This is a genomic window from Streptomyces sp. NPDC031210 (assembly GCF_055570395.1).
The window spans coordinates 242,482-258,108 of record NZ_JBVIHH010000002.1 but is presented as its reverse complement, the minus strand read 5'-3'; the positions used below and the strand labels follow the sequence as shown (position 1 = coordinate 258,108).

Annotated in this window: 13 protein-coding genes and 1 tRNA gene; 10 read left to right on the top strand and 4 right to left on the bottom strand. The window is 72.1% G+C overall.

Features of this window, described 5'->3' with window-relative positions:
• Positions 1-101: 101 nt before the first annotated feature.
• Positions 102-743 (bottom strand): SACE_7040 family transcriptional regulator, encoded by a 642-nt coding sequence (locus tag ACZ45Z_RS04910; protein WP_468356168.1) that lies wholly within the window; start codon positions 741-743, stop codon positions 102-104.
• A 134-nt stretch (positions 744-877) separates the two neighbouring features.
• Here ACZ45Z_RS04910 and ACZ45Z_RS04905 point away from each other — a divergent pair, with 134 nt between their 5' ends.
• From ACZ45Z_RS04905 to ACZ45Z_RS04890, 4 genes are read left to right on the top strand one after another with little or no spacing between them, the layout of a single operon-like run.
• The gene (locus tag ACZ45Z_RS04905) at positions 878-2,509 is read left to right on the top strand and encodes a carboxyl transferase domain-containing protein (protein WP_468356165.1); all 1,632 of its coding nucleotides are present in this window, start codon (positions 878-880) and stop codon (positions 2,507-2,509) included.
• 8 nt (positions 2,510-2,517) lie between these two features.
• Positions 2,518-4,560 carry an acetyl/propionyl/methylcrotonyl-CoA carboxylase subunit alpha gene (locus ACZ45Z_RS04900; protein WP_468356162.1) on the top strand — a complete coding sequence of 681 codons (2,043 nt, stop codon included), beginning with the start codon at positions 2,518-2,520 and terminating at the stop codon, positions 4,558-4,560.
• Complete coding sequence (locus ACZ45Z_RS04895; protein ID WP_468356159.1) at positions 4,557-5,498, top strand: hydroxymethylglutaryl-CoA lyase; 942 nt, start codon at positions 4,557-4,559, stop codon at positions 5,496-5,498. Before ACZ45Z_RS04900 ends, ACZ45Z_RS04895 begins: the two co-directional genes overlap by 4 nt.
• A 4-nt stretch (positions 5,499-5,502) precedes the next feature.
• The gene (locus ACZ45Z_RS04890) at positions 5,503-6,663 is read left to right on the top strand and encodes an acyl-CoA dehydrogenase family protein (RefSeq protein ID WP_468356156.1); all 1,161 of its coding nucleotides are present in this window, start codon (positions 5,503-5,505) and stop codon (positions 6,661-6,663) included.
• Between the two features lie 26 nt (positions 6,664-6,689).
• On the opposite strand, the gene ACZ45Z_RS04885 is transcribed toward ACZ45Z_RS04890, so the two are convergent.
• Entirely contained in the window at positions 6,690-8,285 is a 1,596-nt protein-coding gene (locus tag ACZ45Z_RS04885; RefSeq protein WP_468356153.1) for a beta-N-acetylhexosaminidase, read from the bottom strand.
• Positions 8,286-8,490: 205 nt separating this feature from the next.
• On the opposite strand from ACZ45Z_RS04885, the gene ACZ45Z_RS04880 reads away from it, so the two are divergent.
• Positions 8,491-8,766, top strand: a complete 276-nt coding sequence (locus ACZ45Z_RS04880) for a hypothetical protein (protein ID WP_468356150.1) — start codon at positions 8,491-8,493, stop codon at positions 8,764-8,766.
• A gap of 66 nt (positions 8,767-8,832) precedes the next feature.
• Positions 8,833-10,662 carry a glutamine--fructose-6-phosphate transaminase (isomerizing) gene (gene glmS, locus ACZ45Z_RS04875; protein WP_468356147.1) on the top strand — a complete coding sequence of 610 codons (1,830 nt, stop codon included), beginning with the start codon at positions 8,833-8,835 and terminating at the stop codon, positions 10,660-10,662.
• A gap of 147 nt (positions 10,663-10,809) precedes the next feature.
• Here glmS and ACZ45Z_RS04870 read toward each other — a convergent pair whose 3' ends face one another.
• On the bottom strand, positions 10,810-11,331 hold the full coding sequence (locus ACZ45Z_RS04870) for a universal stress protein (protein WP_468356144.1): 522 nt from the start codon (positions 11,329-11,331) through the stop codon (positions 10,810-10,812).
• A gap of 1,021 nt (positions 11,332-12,352) precedes the next feature.
• On the opposite strand from ACZ45Z_RS04870, the gene ACZ45Z_RS04865 reads away from it, so the two are divergent.
• The 3 genes from ACZ45Z_RS04865 to ACZ45Z_RS04855 all read left to right on the top strand — a co-directional run bounded on the left by ACZ45Z_RS04865 (position 12,353) and on the right by ACZ45Z_RS04855 (position 14,457).
• Positions 12,353-13,648, top strand: coding sequence for a GlxA family transcriptional regulator (locus tag ACZ45Z_RS04865; protein WP_468356141.1), 1,296 nt, complete (start codon positions 12,353-12,355; stop codon positions 13,646-13,648).
• Positions 13,649-13,653: 5 nt separating this feature from the next.
• Entirely contained in the window at positions 13,654-14,274 is a 621-nt protein-coding gene (gene orn, locus ACZ45Z_RS04860; RefSeq protein WP_468356138.1) for an oligoribonuclease, read from the top strand.
• A gap of 107 nt (positions 14,275-14,381) precedes the next feature.
• Positions 14,382-14,457, top strand: a tRNA-His gene (locus tag ACZ45Z_RS04855).
• 73 nt (positions 14,458-14,530) lie between these two features.
• Here the strand turns inward: ACZ45Z_RS04855 and ACZ45Z_RS04850 are convergent.
• Positions 14,531-15,181, bottom strand: coding sequence for an NAD(P)-dependent oxidoreductase (locus ACZ45Z_RS04850; RefSeq protein ID WP_468356135.1), 651 nt, complete (start codon positions 15,179-15,181; stop codon positions 14,531-14,533).
• Between the two features lie 137 nt (positions 15,182-15,318).
• On the opposite strand from ACZ45Z_RS04850, the gene ACZ45Z_RS04845 reads away from it, so the two are divergent.
• On the top strand, positions 15,319-15,627 hold a 309-nt coding region (locus ACZ45Z_RS04845), incomplete at its 3' end, for an AraC family ligand binding domain-containing protein (protein WP_468356132.1).

Here is a 15,627-nt window from a genome sequence, read left to right as displayed (position 1 = left end):
ACCGCCGCCACTGGCTAAGCGCTTGCTCAGCCTTCTCTCCAGCGAAAGCTACCGGCCGGTCACCAAACTGTCCAGAGGTGCTCCGACGATCCGGATGTGAGCTACGCCCCCATGGCCGTGGCGCCCACCGGCCGCCCCGCCGCCGGCTCGGCGGCCACCGCGCCGAACGCGCCCAGCGCCAGCCGGTGCAGCAGCTCCGCCATCTCCGTGCGGCCCGGCAGCGCGCCGGGGCGGCCGAGGTGCGGGGTGGAGTTGAGCAGGCCGAAGACGGCGTGCACCGCGGCGCGCGCCCGCGCCTCGGACGGGCCCGGGTGAACCTGGCGCACGACCTCCACCCACAGCTCGACGTACTGCCGCTGCAACTGCCGCACCCGCTTGCGGTCGGCCTCGCGCAGCCGGTCCAGCTCCCGGTCGTGCACCGTGATCAGCGGCCGGTCGTCCAGCGCGAAGTCGATATGGCCCTCGATCAGCGCGTCCAGGACCGCCTCGGGGCTCTCGCCGCCCTCCTCGACCCGCATCCGCCCGCCCGCCAGGAGCCGCTCGCTGATGCCCACCAGCAGCTCGGCGAGCATCGCGTCCTTGCCGGCGAAGTGGCGGTAGAGGCCGGGGCCGGAGATGCCCACGGCGGCCCCTATCTCGTCCACCCCGACGCCGTGGAACCCGCGCTCGGCGAAGAGCCGGGCCGCCTCTTTGAGGATCTGCTCGCGGCGGCTGGTCGCGGCGGGAGCGTGCGCATTACTCATGCCGCCAATTGTAGACAGCCGGGTTAGTGCTCGTTAACCTGAGGGAAATGAGGTTAACGCCCATTAACTCAAGGACCGCCCGGCCCGCCACCGCGGCACCCGGGCAGCGTGACCGAGCAAGGGGGCTCGTACTGATGGAGCAGGCACCGGTGCTGGGGAGTGCCGCCGATCCGGCGTCCGACTCCTGGCGGGCCAACGAGGCCGCGCACCGCGAGCTGGCCGCGGAGCTGCGCGAGAAGCTCGCCGCGGCGCGGCTGGGCGGCGGCGAGAAGGCCAGAGCGCGGCACACCGCGCGCGGCAAGCTGCTGCCCCGGGACCGGGTGGACGCCCTCCTGGACCCCGGCTCGCCCTTCCTGGAGCTGGCGCCGCTCGCCGCGGACGGGATGTACGGGGGCGCGGCGCCGGCCGCCGGGGTGATCGCCGGCATCGGGCGGGTCTCCGGCCGCGAGACGGTGATCGTCGCCAACGACGCCACCGTCAAGGGCGGCACGTACTACCCCATGACGGTCAAGAAGCATCTGCGGGCGCAGGAGATCGCCCTGGAGAACCACCTGCCGTGCCTGTATCTCGTCGACTCCGGCGGCGCCTTCCTGCCGATGCAGGACGAGGTCTTCCCCGACCGCGAGCACTTCGGGCGGATCTTCTACAACCAGGCGCGGATGTCCGGCGCCGGCATCCCGCAGATCGCGGCGGTCCTGGGGTCCTGCACGGCCGGGGGCGCGTACGTCCCGGCGATGAGCGACGAGGCCGTCATCGTGCGCGAGCAGGGCACGATCTTCCTGGGCGGGCCGCCGCTGGTGAAGGCCGCCACCGGCGAGGTCGTCACCGCCGAGGAGCTGGGCGGTGGCGAGGTGCACGCCAAGACCTCCGGGGTCACCGACCACCTCGCCGAGGACGACGCGCACGCCCTGCGGATCGTGCGCACCATCGTCTCCACCCTCGGCGACCGCGCACCGCTGCCCTGGAGCGTACGGCCCGTCGAGGAGCCCAAGGCCGACCCGGCCGGCCTCTACGGCGCGGTGCCCGCGGACTCCCGGACGCCCTACGACGTCCGGGAGGTGATCGCCCGGCTGGTCGACGGCTCCCGCTTCGCGGAGTTCAAGGCCGAGTACGGCACGACGCTGGTGACCGGCTTCGCGCGTCTGCACGGCCACCCGGTCGGCATCGTCGCCAACAACGGCATCCTGTTCTCCGAATCCGCCCAGAAGGGCGCCCACTTCATCGAGCTGTGCGACCAGCGCGGCATCCCGCTGCTGTTCCTCCAGAACATCTCCGGCTTCATGGTCGGCCGCTCCTACGAGGCGGGCGGCATCGCCAAGCACGGCGCGAAGATGGTCACGGCCGTCGCCTGCACCCGCGTGCCCAAGCTGACGGTCGTCATCGGCGGCTCCTACGGCGCGGGCAACTACTCCATGTGCGGCCGGGCCTACTCCCCCCGCTTCCTGTGGATGTGGCCGAACGCCAAGATCTCGGTGATGGGCGGCGAACAGGCCGCGTCCGTCCTCGCCACCGTCAAGCGCGACCAGTTGGAGGCGCACGGCCAGGAGTGGAGCGCCGAGGACGAGGACGCCTTCAAGGCCCCGATCCGCGCGCAGTACGACACCCAGGGCAGCGCCTACTACGCGACCGCCCGGCTGTGGGACGACGGGGTGATCGACCCGCTGGAGACCCGGCAGGTGCTGGGGCTGGCGCTGACGGCCTGCGCAAACGCGCCACTTCCGCTCAAGGACAGCACCGCGCCCGGCTACGGCGTCTTCCGGATGTGAGGGCACACATGACCATGTTCGACACCGTCCTGATCGCCAACCGCGGCGAGATCGCGGTCCGCGTCATCCGTACGCTGCGGGCCCTCGGCATCCGTTCGGTCGCCGTCTTCAGCGACGCGGACGCCGGCGCCCGGCACGTCCGGGAGGCCGACACGGCCGTCCGGATCGGCCCGGCCCCGGCCGCCGAGAGCTATCTGTCCATCGACCGGCTGCTGGACGCGGCCGCCCGCTCCGGCGCCCAGGCCGTCCACCCCGGCTACGGCTTCCTCGCCGAGAACGCCGCCTTCGCCCGTGCCTGCGCGGACGCCGGACTGGTCTTCATCGGCCCGTCCGCCGAGGCCATCGACCTGATGGGCGACAAGATCCGCGCCAAGGAGACGGTCCGCACGGCCGGCGTCCCGGTGGTGCCGGGCTCCTCCGGCAGCGGGCTGAGCGACGGGCAACTGGCCGCCGCCGCCCGCGAGATCGGCGTGCCGGTGCTGCTCAAGCCGTCCGCCGGCGGCGGCGGCAAGGGCATGCGGCTGGTCCGCGACCAGGCCCGGCTCGCCGAGGAGATCGCCGCCGCCCGCCGCGAGGCCCGCGCCTCCTTCGGCGACGACACCCTCCTCGTGGAGCGCTGGATCGACCGGCCCCGGCACATCGAGATCCAGGTCCTGGCCGACGCCCACGGCAACGTCGTCCACCTCGGCGAGCGCGAATGCTCCCTCCAGCGCCGCCACCAGAAGGTCATCGAGGAGGCGCCCTCGGTCCTGCTGGACGAGGCCACCCGCGCCGCCATGGGTGAGGCCGCCGTCCAGGCCGCCCGCTCCTGCGGCTACCGCGGCGCCGGCACCGTCGAGTTCATCGTCCCGGGCAAGGACCCCTCCGCGTACTGCTTCATGGAGATGAACACCCGTCTCCAGGTCGAGCACCCGGTCACCGAGCTGACGGTGTCCGTCGCGGGACGGCGCGGCCTGGACCTGGTGGAGTGGCAACTGCGGGTCGCCGCGGGCGAGCGGCTGCCGTTCGCCCAGGAGGACATCACCCTGGGCGGGCACGCCGTCGAGGCCCGGATCTGCGCCGAGACCGTCTCCGTCAAGGGCGGCGCCCGCGACTTCCTGCCGACCGGCGGCACCGTCCTGGCGCTGCGCGAGCCGCAGGGCGAGGGGGTGCGCACCGACTCCGGGCTCTCCGAGGGCGCCGAGGTCGGCAGCCTCTACGACCCGATGCTCTCCAAGGTCATCGCCCACGGCCCGGACCGCGCCGCCGCGCTGCGCGCGCTGCGCGCCGCGCTGGCCTCGACCGTCATCCTCGGCGTGCCCACCAACGCCGGTTTCCTGCGCCGCCTGCTGGCCCACCCGGACGTGGTGTCCGGCGAGCTGGACACCGGGCTGGTGGAGCGGGAGGCGGCCGGGCTGGTGGAGCGCGAGGTGCCGGCGGAGGTCTACGCCGCGGCGGCCGCGGTACGGCAGGCCGCCCTGGAACCGGCGGTCGGCGACGACGGCTGGCGCGACCCGTTCGCCGCCCCGACCGGCTTCCGGCTCGGCGGCGGACCGGTCCCGACCCGGCACTGGCTGCGGGTGCCCGGCCACGACCCGGTCCCCTACGACGTCACGCCCGGCGCGGCGGCCCCGGACACGGTGCGGGTCGAGCCGGACCTGGTCCGGGTGACGGTCGACGGCGTGCTGCACACCTTCCACCGCAGCGGCGACTGGCTCGGCCGGGACGGCGACTCCTGGCACGTCCAGGATCACGACCCGGTGGCCGAGGCGCTGCGCGGAGCGGCCGGGGCGCACGGCGCGGACGCGCTGACCGCGCCGATGCCGGGCACCGTCACCGTCGTGAAGGTGGCCGTCGGTCAGGAAGTCACCGCCGGTCAGGGCCTGCTGGTGGTCGAGGCGATGAAGATGGAGCACGTCATCGCCGCACCGCACGCCGGGACCGTCACCGAACTGGACGTCACCGCGGGCACCACCGTCGCCATGGACCAGGTCCTGGCCGTCATCGCCCCGCACGAGCCGGACGAGGACTCCCCGTCCGCCTCCGGTGGCGAGGAGGGGAGCGCGTCATGACCGTGACCGGACTGCCGATGGAGGTCACCGCCGAGGGGCTGCCCGCCCGCGTGCGGATCCATGAGGTCGGCGCCCGCGACGGCCTGCAGAACGAGCAGGCGGTCGTCCCCACGGAGATCAAGGCGGAGTTCATCCACCGGCTCGCCGACGCCGGTCTGCCCGCCGTCGAGGCGACCAGCTTCGTGCACCCCAAGTGGGTGCCCCAACTGGCCGACGCCGAGAAGCTGTTCCCGCTCCTGGCCGATCTCGACCCGCGGCGGCTGCCGGTCCTGGTGCCCAACGACCGCGGCCTGGACCGGGCGCTCGCGCTCGGCGCCCGCCGGATCGCGGTGTTCGCCAGCGCCACCGAATCGTTCGCCCGGGCCAACCTCAACCGCACCGTCGACGAGGCGCTGGCGATGTTCGCACCCGTCGTGGAACGGGCCAAGGACGCCGGGGTGCACGTGCGCGGCTATCTCTCGATGTGCTTCGGCGACCCCTGGGAGGGCCCGGTGCCCGTCGCGCGGGTGGTCCGGGTCTGCCGCGCCCTGACCGACCTGGGCTGCGACGAGCTGAGCCTGGGCGACACCATCGGCGTCGCCACCCCCGGCCACGTCAAGGCGCTGCTGGCCGCCCTCAACGACGCGGGGGTGCCCACCTCCCGGCTGGGCGTCCACTTCCACGACACCTACGGCCAGGCACTGGCCAACACCCTCGCCGCGCTCCAGCACGGCGTCACCACCGTCGACGCCTCGGCGGGCGGCCTGGGCGGCTGCCCGTACGCCAAGAGCGCCACCGGCAACCTCGCCACCGAAGACCTCGTCTGGATGCTGCACGGCCTCGGCATCGAAACCGGCGTCGACCTCGGCCGGCTCACCGCCACAAGCGTGTGGATGGCCGAAAACCTGGGCCGCCCGAGCCCCTCCCGTACCGTCCGCGCCCTCTCCCACAAGGAGTGACCCCATGTCCCTGGACCACCGCCTCCCCTCGGAGCTGGAAGAACTCCGGCGCACGGTCGAGGCGTTCGCACACGACGTCGTCGCGCCCAAGATCGGCGAGTTCTACGAGCAGCACACCTTCCCCTACGAGATCGTCCAGGAGATGGGGCGGATGGGCCTGTTCGGGCTGCCGTTCCCCGAGGAGTACGGCGGCATGGGCGGCGACTACCTCGCGCTCGGCATCGCCCTGGAGGAGCTGGCCCGCGTCGACTCCTCGGTGGCCATCACCCTGGAGGCCGCGGTCTCGCTGGGCGCCATGCCGCTGTACCACTTCGGCACCGAGGAGCAAAAGCGCGAGTGGCTGCCGCGGATGTGCGCCGGTGAGCTGCTCGGCGCGTTCGGCCTGACCGAGCCCGACTGCGGATCGGACGCCGGCGGCACCCGCACCACCGCGGTGCGCGACGGCGACGAGTGGGTGATCAACGGCAGCAAGTGCTTCATCACCAACTCCGGTACGGACATCACCGGCCTGGTCACGGTCACCGCCGTCACCGGCCGCAAGGAGGACGGCCGCCCGGAGATCTCCGCCATCATCGTGCCGTCCGGCACCCCCGGCTTCACCGTCGCCGCCCCGTACTCCAAGGTCGGCTGGAACGCCTCCGACACCCGCGAGCTGTCGTTCGCCGACGTCCGGGTGCCGGCCGCCAACCTGCTGGGCGAGGAGGGCCGCGGCTACGCCCAGTTCCTGCGCATCCTCGACGAGGGCCGGATCGCCATCGCGGCCCTGGCCACCGGCCTCGCCCAGGGCTGCGTCGACGAGTCGCTCGCCTACGCCAAGGCCCGGCACGCCTTCGGCAAGCCGATCGGCGCGCAGCAGGCGATCCAGTTCAAGCTCGCCGACATGGAGATGCGCGCCCACACCTCCCGGCTGGCCTGGCGCGACGCCGCCTCCCGCCTGGTGCACGGCGAGCCGTTCAAGAAGGAGGCGGCCCTCGCCAAGCTGTACTCCTCGGAGATCGCCGTCACCAACGCCCGGGAGGCCACCCAGATCCACGGCGGCTACGGCTTCATGAACGAATACCCGGTCGCCCGCATGTGGCGCGACTCCAAGATCCTGGAGATCGGCGAGGGCACGAGCGAGGTGCAGCGGATGCTGATCGCCCGGGAGCTGGGGCTCCCGGGCTAGGCCCTCTCCCTCGGGTCAGGCCGGCCTCACTTCGGGGGCCACGGCACCTCCGGTGAGCGGTAGTAGCCGATGCCCATGGCGTCCCACCGGGGCCCCTGGGCGGCCAGGCGCACCTTGTAGGTGTCCCAGTCGTGGGTGGCGGCGGGCGACCAGCCGAGCTCCGCGATCCCGGGCAGCCGCGGGAAGGCCATGTACTCGACGTGGGCGGAGGTCGAGAGGGTCTCCGTCCACAGGGGCGCCTCGACGCCGAGGACGGACCGCTCGGGCACACCGTTCAGGTAGGTGCCGGGGTCCCAGTCGTAGGAGCGCTTGGCGCCGACGTATCCGGCCCAGGCCAGGCCCAGCGGGGTGTCCTTGTCGTACTTCATGTCGAGGTAGGCGCGGTCGGCGGGCGAGAGGAGGAGCGGGGTGCCGTTCCGGGCGGCGGCGGCCACCTGTTCGCGCTCCGCCGCGCCGGTCTTGTCATAGCCCCAGTACTGCGCGACGGCGCCCTTGGCCGGGTGGGCGCCGGTGAGCTGGTGCCAGCCGATCGCCGTCTTGCCGTACTTGGCGACGACCGGCTGCACCCGGTCCATGAAGGCCACGTAGTCCTGGTGGCTGGTGGAGTGCGCCTCGTCGCCGCCGATGTGCAGATAGCGGCCGGGGGTCATCGCCGCCACCTCGCGGATGACGTCGTCCACGAAGTCGTACGTCACCTTCTTCGGCACGCACAGGGAGCTGAAGCCGACCTTGGTGCCGGTGTAGAGCGGCGGTGCCACGCCGTCGCAGTTCAGGTCGGCGTAGGAGGCCAGCGCGGCGTTCGTGTGGCCGGGCATGTCGATCTCGGGGACCACCGTCAGATAGCGCGCGGCGGCGTAGCGGATGATCTCGCGGTAGTCGTCCTTGGTGTAGAAGCCGCCGGGTCCGCCGCCGACCTGGGTGCTGCCGCCGTAGGTCGCCAGCCGCGGCCAGGAGTCGATGGCGATGCGCCAGCCCTGGTCGTCGGAGAGATGCAGGTGCAGCTTGTTGATCTTGTAGAGCGCCAGTTGGTCGATGTAGCGCTTGACCTGGGCGACGGTGAAGAAGTGCCGCGAGACGTCGAGCATCGCGCCGCGGTAGCCGTAGCGCGGGGAGTCGGTGAGGGTGCCGCCGGGCAGCCGCCAGGGCCCCGCCTGGGTGGTGCGCCGCTCGATGCTGTGGGGCAGCAGTTGCCGCAGCGTCTGCACGCCGTGGAAGAGGCCGGCGGGGCGGGCGGCGCTGAGGGTGACGGAGTCACCGCCGGACGTCAGCCGGTAGCCCTCCGGGCCCAGGCCCTTGCCGGCGGAGCCGCCGAGCCGCAGGACGATGCCGTCCCGGCCGTCCTCGGTGGTCACCGGGAGGGCGAGGCCGGTGGCGGGCCGCAGCAGGCCGGCGAGGTAGCCGGCCACCCGCCGGGCCTCGGCGCCGCCGGCGGTGACGCGGATGCGGGTCCGCTCGCCGAGGCGGTAGCCGTCCGTGGCGGGGTGGACGGACGCGGGGGCCGGAACCACCTGGCCCAGGGGGGTGACGGGCGGCGCGGCGGCGGGCTGGGGCGGTACGGCGGCGGTTCCCGCTCCCGCCGCCACGGCCAGCAGCAGCGAGAGGAGGAGTCTGCGTCGTCTCATCTACGGTCCCTTCGGCGAGCTTCGTGCAGGGCACGTTGGGGGTGGCACCTTCTGCATGGCATGGAGCGACCGAACGGTGACCATGCGTACCGTGAGCCTGAGATCAGGTCAAGGTTTAGACCACTTTCCAGCCGCCATCCCGGGGACGTGCCCGATAGCGGGCAGATTTCTTGCGAATCTCCGCGCCGCCCCGCAGTATCGTCGGGTGCCCGATCGCCGTCCGTCCCATGAGGACCTCGTTGACCACCTGGTACGCAGCACGCCGCTCCACCGCGGCGAGGCCGCGCGGGTGGTCCTGGACGTGCTCGCGTACTTCGACGAGACCACGGAGGGGTTCGTCCGCCGCAGACACCGCGAGCTGCAGTCCCAGGGGCTGCGCAACGAGGCGATCTTCGAGCGGATCTCCCAGGAGCTGCCGCACCGCGCCGTGACCCCGCCGGAACTCTCGCTGCGCCAGCTTCGCCGCCTCGTCTACGGCTAGGCGGGCCGCGGCACCGACCGGCCGGGCGGCCGGGCACCCACGAACGAACAACTGGAGGGTCACTGTATGTGCGGGATCGTCGGATACATCGGCAAACGCGACGTCGCTCCGCTGCTCCTGGAGGGCCTTCAGCGCCTGGAGTACCGCGGCTACGACTCGGCCGGCATCGCCCTGCACGCCAAGGGCCCCGGCAAGGCCGCGGGCGGCCTGAAGACCGCCAAGGCCAAGGGCCGCGTCCGTGAGCTGGAGGCCCGGCTGCCGAAACGTTTCGCGGGCACCACCGGCATCGCGCACACCCGCTGGGCCACGCACGGCGCGCCCACCGACGACAACGCGCACCCGCACCTCGACACCGAGGGCAAGGTCGCGGTCGTCCACAACGGCATCATCGACAACGCCTCCGAGCTGCGCGCCCGGCTGACCGCCGACGGCATCGTCTTCGCCTCCGAGACCGACACCGAGGTGCTCGCCCACCTCATCGGCCGCTCCGCCGCCGAGACGCTGGAGGAGAAGGTCCGCGAGGCGCTGCGGCACATCGAGGGCACGTACGGCATCGCCGTGCTGCACGCCGACTTCACCGACCGCATCGTCGTCGCCCGCAACGGCTCACCGGTCGTGCTGGGCATCGGCGAGCACGAGATGTTCGTGTCCTCCGACGTCGCCGCGCTGGTCTCGCACACCCGCCAGGTCGTCACGCTCGACGACGGCGAGATGGCCACCCTCAAGGCCGACGACTACCGCACGTACACCACCGAGGGCTCCCGTACGACGGCGACGCCGGAGACCGTCGAGTACGCGGCCGAGTCGTACGACCTGGGCGGCCACGACACGTACATGCACAAGGAGATCTCCGAGCAGGCGGACGCGGTGGACCGCGCGCTGCGCGGGCGGATCGACGACCGCTTCTCCACCGTGCACCTGGGCGGCCTGAACCTCGACGCCCGTGAGGCGCGCGGCGTGCGCCGGGTGAAGATCCTGGGCTGCGGCACCTCCTACCACGCGGGCCAGATCGGCGCGCAGATGATCGAGGAGCTGGCCCGCATCCCCTCGGACGCCGAGCCGGCCTCCGAGTTCCGCTACCGCAACCCGGTCGTGGACCCCGACACGCTGTACGTCGCCGTCTCGCAGTCCGGTGAGACCTACGACGTGCTGGCGGCCGTCCAGGAGCTCAAGCGCAAGGGCGCGCGGGTGCTGGGCCTGGTCAACGTGGTGGGCTCGGCGATCGCGCGGGAGACCGACGGCGGCATCTACGTGCACGCCGGTCCCGAGGTCTGCGTGGTCTCCACGAAGTGCTTCACCAACATGGTGGTCTCCTTCGCGCTGCTCGCCCTGCACCTGGGCCGGATCCGCGACCTGTCCGTCGCGGACGGCAAGCGGATCATCGAGGGCCTGCGCCAACTGCCCGCGCAGATCACCGAGATCCTCGACGGCGAGGCGGACATCAAGAAGCTGGCCGAGCTGTACGCGGACGCCAAGTCGATGATGTTCATCGGCCGGGTGCGCGGCTACCCGGTGGCGCGCGAGGCGTCGCTCAAGCTCAAGGAGGTCTCCTACATCCACGCGGAGGCCTACCCGGCGTCGGAGCTGAAGCACGGCCCGCTGGCCCTCATCGAGCCCGCGATGCCGACCGTCGCGATCGTGCCGGACGACGACCTGCTGGAGAAGAACCGCGCCGCGCTGGAGGAGATCAAGGCCCGCAGCGGCCGGATCCTGGCCGTCGCCCACCAGGAGCAGGAGAAGGCCGACCACACCATCGTCGTGCCCAAGAACGAGCCGGAGCTGGACCCGATCCTGATGGGCATCCCGCTGCAACTGCTCGCCTACCACACGGCGTTGTCCCTCGGCCGGGACATCGACAAGCCCCGCAACCTGGCCAAGTCCGTCACGGTGGAGTAGTCCGCCGGGACGCGCCGCCTCCCGGCCGCCGGCGACCGGGCCCCGCGTGAGGGGTGCTCAGCCGGTGGCGGGCCGGGAGGCATCGGCCGGGGCGAGGGCATGCCGGCCGGCGCGCGGGGGGGGGGGGGCCGGCCGGTCGTCCGCCGGTCAGGGAATCGTGATCACCGGGCGCTGGGCACGGCGGGCCAGCCGTCCGGCGACCGAGCCGAAGATCCGGCCGACGAGGCCGTGCGTGGAGCCGACCACGATGGCGTCGGCCTCGTACTCCCGGCCGACCTCCTCCAGCTCGTGGCAGATGTCGCCGCCGCGCTCGACGAGGATCCAGGGGACCTCGGTGAGGTGGTCGGCGCAGGCCAGCTCCAGGCCCAGGACTTCCGTACGGTGATCGGGGACGTCCACGAAGACCGGGGGCTCGCAGCCCGCCCAGACGGTCGTCGGCAGCCGGTTGGCCACATGGACGATGATCAGGCCGGAGCCGAGGCGCCGGGCCATACCGATTGCATACGCCAACGCCCGCTCGCTCGACATGGAGCCGTCGAAGCCGACCACGACGCCGTGCTGGAAGGCGGGGTCGCAGGAGTGGCGTGTCTCTTCCGCCGCTTGGAGGTCCGCCATCGGATCGGCGACCTGCTTGCGGTCCGCGGGTTCGGGGATTTCGTGACCGGCCATCGATGTCTCGGCGAGGACGTCCTCTTGCGGAGGGGCGAACGGGGAACGGCGATTGACTTGATCCGGCAGTTGACTTCAGCTTGCCCGATCGAGGAGCGGAGCCATAGTTCAATGAGGAACGATACGACCGGGAATCATCTTCCCAAGCCCATACCCCAAGAGTACGGCGCCACTCCCCCGCTGCCCAGGGTCCGCCGGGGATCTCGGGCCCCCGCGCGGCGGATCTCGGGCCTCGAACGGTTCCCCGGAGCATGCCGGAGCGTGGCGCGGATGGCAATGCCCCGCCATGCCCCTGTACGCGCCCCTCGCGGTGACCCGTGATCGCCGGCCGCGTTGTAGTAGCTGCCTGCCTGAAGGGAGTACGCGGTGCCCGTTCCGTCCGACACCTCACCCGACCCAGTGAGCGACGTGGTGCGCTGGGGGGCGTTCAGTTGCGTCCTGGTGCCCTGCGTCCTCCTCCTGAGCGGGGCCTCTTTCGGTGGCGCGGCAGCCACCGCGGCCGGGCTGGCCGCGGTGACCTGCGCCTGTCGAACCCTGTTGCGGCGATCCGAACGGACCGCGGCCCGGGTCCTGGCCCAGGAAGCCGGACGGCACCGGGTCAGAAGGGTACATACCGGGGCAGGGGCGCACGGCGGCGGACGGCATTCCGTAGGGCGCACGCCGGTCGATTGAGGCTCCCGCAAGTCTGCGCGCGACCGTTTTCAGCCAACTTCCGGCCGGGTCGCTCGCCTTGCCCCAACCACCCCCCAACCCGGGCGTGAGCAGGGCGGAAAGGACCGCTGGGCATGGTTGTGCCCTACGGCGAACGGGCAGAGCCGAGAGGCGTACTTCCCATGCAGACCTGACGAGTGGAACGCTTCGTGATCGAATGCTTCGCGCCAAGTTGCCATATCGACATACCAGCGGGTGGTGAACTTGGCACTCCATCCTCACGGGACACAGTAGATTCGATCTTGGTAGTAACGGCGGGGGAACTGTGCAGGACCGAGAGGGCGAGACGACCGAGGGGGGCTTAAGTGCCATGAGCCAGGACTCCGCTGCCGTACCAGATGCCGCACGCAAGCTCGCCGCCCGACGACGCCGCGAAATAGTCGCGGTGCTCCTCTTCAGCGGCGGCCCCATTTTCGAGAGCTCCATTCCGCTCTCGGTCTTCGGCATCGACCGCCAAGACGCAGGCGTTCCGAGGTACCGGCTTCTTGTGTGCGCGGGCGAAGACGCGCCTTTGCGCACGACCGGGGGGCTCGAACTATCGGCCCCCTACGGGCTGGAGGCGATCTCCCGGGCCGGGACGGTCGTCGTACCGGCCTGGCGTTCCATCACCCAGGCCCCGCCGCCCGCCGCGCTCGACGCGCTGCGCCGCGCGCACGAAGAAGGGGCCAGAATCGTCGGGTTGTGCACGGGGGCGTTCGTCCTCGCCGCGGCCGGACTGCTCGACGGCCGGCCCGCCACGACGCACTGGATGTACGCGCCGACGCTGGCCAAGCGTTATCCGTCCGTCCATGTCGACCCCCGCGAGCTCTTCGTCGACGACGGCGACGTGCTCACCTCCGCGGGGACGGCGGCGGGCATCGACCTGTGCCTGCACATCGTGCGGACCGACCACGGCGCGGACGCCGCGAACGCGCTGGCCCGCCGGCTCGTCGTACCGCCGCGCCGGACGGCCTCCGACATGGGGCACCAGCGCTACCTGGACAGGTCATTACCTGAAGAGATCGGCGCCGACCCGCTCGCCGAGGTCGTCGCCTGGGCGCTGGAGCACCTCCACGAGCAGTTCGACGTGGAGACGCTGGCCGCGCGCGCCTATATGAGCCGGCGCACCTTCGACCGGCGCTTCCGCTCCCTGACCGGGAGCGCTCCCCTGCAGTGGCTGATCACCCAGCGGGTGCTGCAGGCCCAGCGGCTGCTGGAGACCTCCGACTATTCGGTGGACGAGGTCGCCGGGCGCTGCGGATTCCGCTCGCCGGTCGCGCTGCGCGGTCATTTCCGGCGGCAGCTCGGCGCCTCGCCGGCGGCCTACCGCGCGGCCTACCGCGCGCGCCGGCCGCAGAACGGGGCTCCCGAGCCCGCGCTGCGTCCGGAGCGGTCCGAGCGGCCGGAGCGCGGGGAGCGTACGGCGGCGGTCGGCGGCGCGGAGCGGTTCTCCGCCGCCGCGGTGGGCGCGGGTCACGGGCCGGCGTCCGCACTGGGGGGCACCGAAACGGGTGAAGCCGGCAAACCGCAGTCGGACGCGTTCGCCTCGCGGCTGCCGGAAGCACCCGTAGGCAGGGGCGCGGGCCGCCCCGTGCTGCCCAGCCAGCGTGAGCGCCCCGTAGGGTGAGGCATATGAACGATCGCATGGTGTGGATCGACTGCGAGATGACCGGACTCTCGCTGGCGAATGACGCGCTCATCGAGGTGGCCGCGCTGGTCACCGACTCGGAGCTGAATGTGCTGGGCGACGGGGTGGATGTGGTGATCCGCCCCCCGGCCGAGTCGCTGACCACCATGCCGGAGGTGGTGCGCCAGATGCACACCTCCTCCGGGCTGCTGGACGAGCTGGACGGCGGCACGACGCTGGAGGACGCCGAGGCGCAGGTCATGGCGTACATCAAGAAGCATGTGCCGGAGCCGGGGAAGGCCCCGCTGTGCGGGAACTCCGTCGGCACCGACCGTGGCTTCCTGCTGCGCGACATGCCCGGCCTGGAGAACTACCTGCACTACCGGATCGTCGATGTCTCCTCCGTCAAGGAGCTGGCCCGGCGCTGGTTCCCGCGGGCGTACTTCAACAGTCCGGACAAGAACGGCAACCACCGGGCGCTGGCGGACATCCGCGAATCCATCGCGGAGCTGCGCTACTACCGGGAGGCGGTCTTCGTGCCGCCGCCCGGTCCCGACTCGGAAACCGCGAAGGCCATCGCCGCCAAGCACGTCCTGGCCGCCGAGGAGCGGTCCGCACCGAAGTGACCCGGCTCGCTCCCGGGTGAGGGGAAACCCGGGAGCGAGCACCCCTCGGGACCCTGTACACTTTTTCTCAGCCGGTGGGGAAAAAGAACCACACAGCACCGGTCATGGTGGGTATAGCTCAGCTGGTAGAGCACCTGGTTGTGGTCCAGGATGTCGCGGGTTCAAGTCCCGTTACTCACCCCAACGGCCAAGGCCCGGTCCGCGAGAGCGGATCGGGCCTTCGTCGTGTCCGGGGTCTTGACGGTGCGGCGGGTCGTCAGTAGCCGACGGTGAAACGCTCGCCGAGGTGGCGGGGGGCCTCTATCTCGTCCAGGAGGGCGGCGGCGTAGTCCTCGGTGGAGATGCGGCTGGTGCCGTCGGCCGTGGTGACCAGGTCGTCGGTGGCGGTGCGGTAGGTGCCGGTGCGCTCGCCGGGCGCGATGGTGGCGGCCGGGCTGAGGTTGGTCCAGCGGATGTCGGAGACGGTGCGGTAGTAGTCGAGCGCGTCGCCGTGCGCGCGCATGATCTGGAGCAGGAACGCGGGCAGGCCCTCGGCGTCCCAGACCCGCCTGCCGTCCGGGGTGCGCAGTGAGCCGGCGCCGCCGACGGTGATCAGGCGGGGGGCCGCGTCGCCCAGGGCGCGCAGACCGGCGACGAGGGACTCGGCGGCCGGGGCGATGGTGGCGAGGTGGCCGGGGCCGTCGCCGCCGCCGACCGCGCTGACCAGTACGTCGTGGCCCTTGGCCGCGGTGGTGACGGAGGCCGGGTCGAGGACGTCGCCGGTCGTCACGGTCAGAGCCGGGTGGCGCACGGTGACCTTTGCCGGGGCGCGGACGACCGCGGTGACCTGATGGCCGCGGCGCAGGGCCTCGTCGAGAATGCGGCTGCCGATGGTGCCGTTGGCTCCGAAGAGGGCGATCGTGGACATGGCGGGGCTCCATCTGTGGGTCGAGGGGTGAGGGAAGGGCGGCCACCGAGGATTTCCGGTTTCTGTCAGCGTGCCCTTCGGCGTCTTCTACGCTAGGGGTGTCAGCGGGGCTTTCCGGGGTAGCCAGGAGACGGGGCATGGTCAGAATGCGACATGTGGCGGAGACGCCGGTTCCGGAGATCCGGGAGGTGGCGTTCTCCGCGCCGGCCGGGCGGCCGGCCGGCGTGGAGGTGCTGACCCTCGCCGAGCTGCGGGAGCGCGCGGACGCCTGCCGGCTCGCCACCCCGCACCGGCCCGGGTTCCACCACCTGCTGCTCCTGGACCGGGGCCGGCTGACGCACAGCGTCGACTTCCGGGAGCACGAGCTGACGCCGGGCGACCTGCTGTGGTCCCGGCCGGGACAGGTCCAGCACTTCGGCGACCTGACGGGCGCGGAGGGGCGGCTG

Coding starts and splice junctions, on each gene's coding strand:
- glmS (WP_468356147.1), top strand. CDS start 8,833: ATGTGCGGGATCGTCGGATACATCGGCAAACGCGACGTCGCTCCGCTG.
- ACZ45Z_RS04900 (WP_468356162.1), top strand. CDS start 2,518: ATGACCATGTTCGACACCGTCCTGATCGCCAACCGCGGCGAGATCGCG.
- ACZ45Z_RS04850 (WP_468356135.1), bottom strand. CDS start 15,181: ATGTCCACGATCGCCCTCTTCGGAGCCAACGGCACCATCGGCAGCCGC.
- ACZ45Z_RS04890 (WP_468356156.1), top strand. CDS start 5,503: ATGTCCCTGGACCACCGCCTCCCCTCGGAGCTGGAAGAACTCCGGCGC.
- ACZ45Z_RS04910 (WP_468356168.1), bottom strand. CDS start 743: ATGAGTAATGCGCACGCTCCCGCCGCGACCAGCCGCCGCGAGCAGATC.
- ACZ45Z_RS04895 (WP_468356159.1), top strand. CDS start 4,557: ATGACCGTGACCGGACTGCCGATGGAGGTCACCGCCGAGGGGCTGCCC.
- orn (WP_468356138.1), top strand. CDS start 13,654: ATGAACGATCGCATGGTGTGGATCGACTGCGAGATGACCGGACTCTCG.
- ACZ45Z_RS04905 (WP_468356165.1), top strand. CDS start 878: ATGGAGCAGGCACCGGTGCTGGGGAGTGCCGCCGATCCGGCGTCCGAC.
- ACZ45Z_RS04885 (WP_468356153.1), bottom strand. CDS start 8,285: ATGAGACGACGCAGACTCCTCCTCTCGCTGCTGCTGGCCGTGGCGGCG.
- ACZ45Z_RS04865 (WP_468356141.1), top strand. CDS start 12,353: ATGAGCCAGGACTCCGCTGCCGTACCAGATGCCGCACGCAAGCTCGCC.
- ACZ45Z_RS04870 (WP_468356144.1), bottom strand. CDS start 11,331: ATGGCCGGTCACGAAATCCCCGAACCCGCGGACCGCAAGCAGGTCGCC.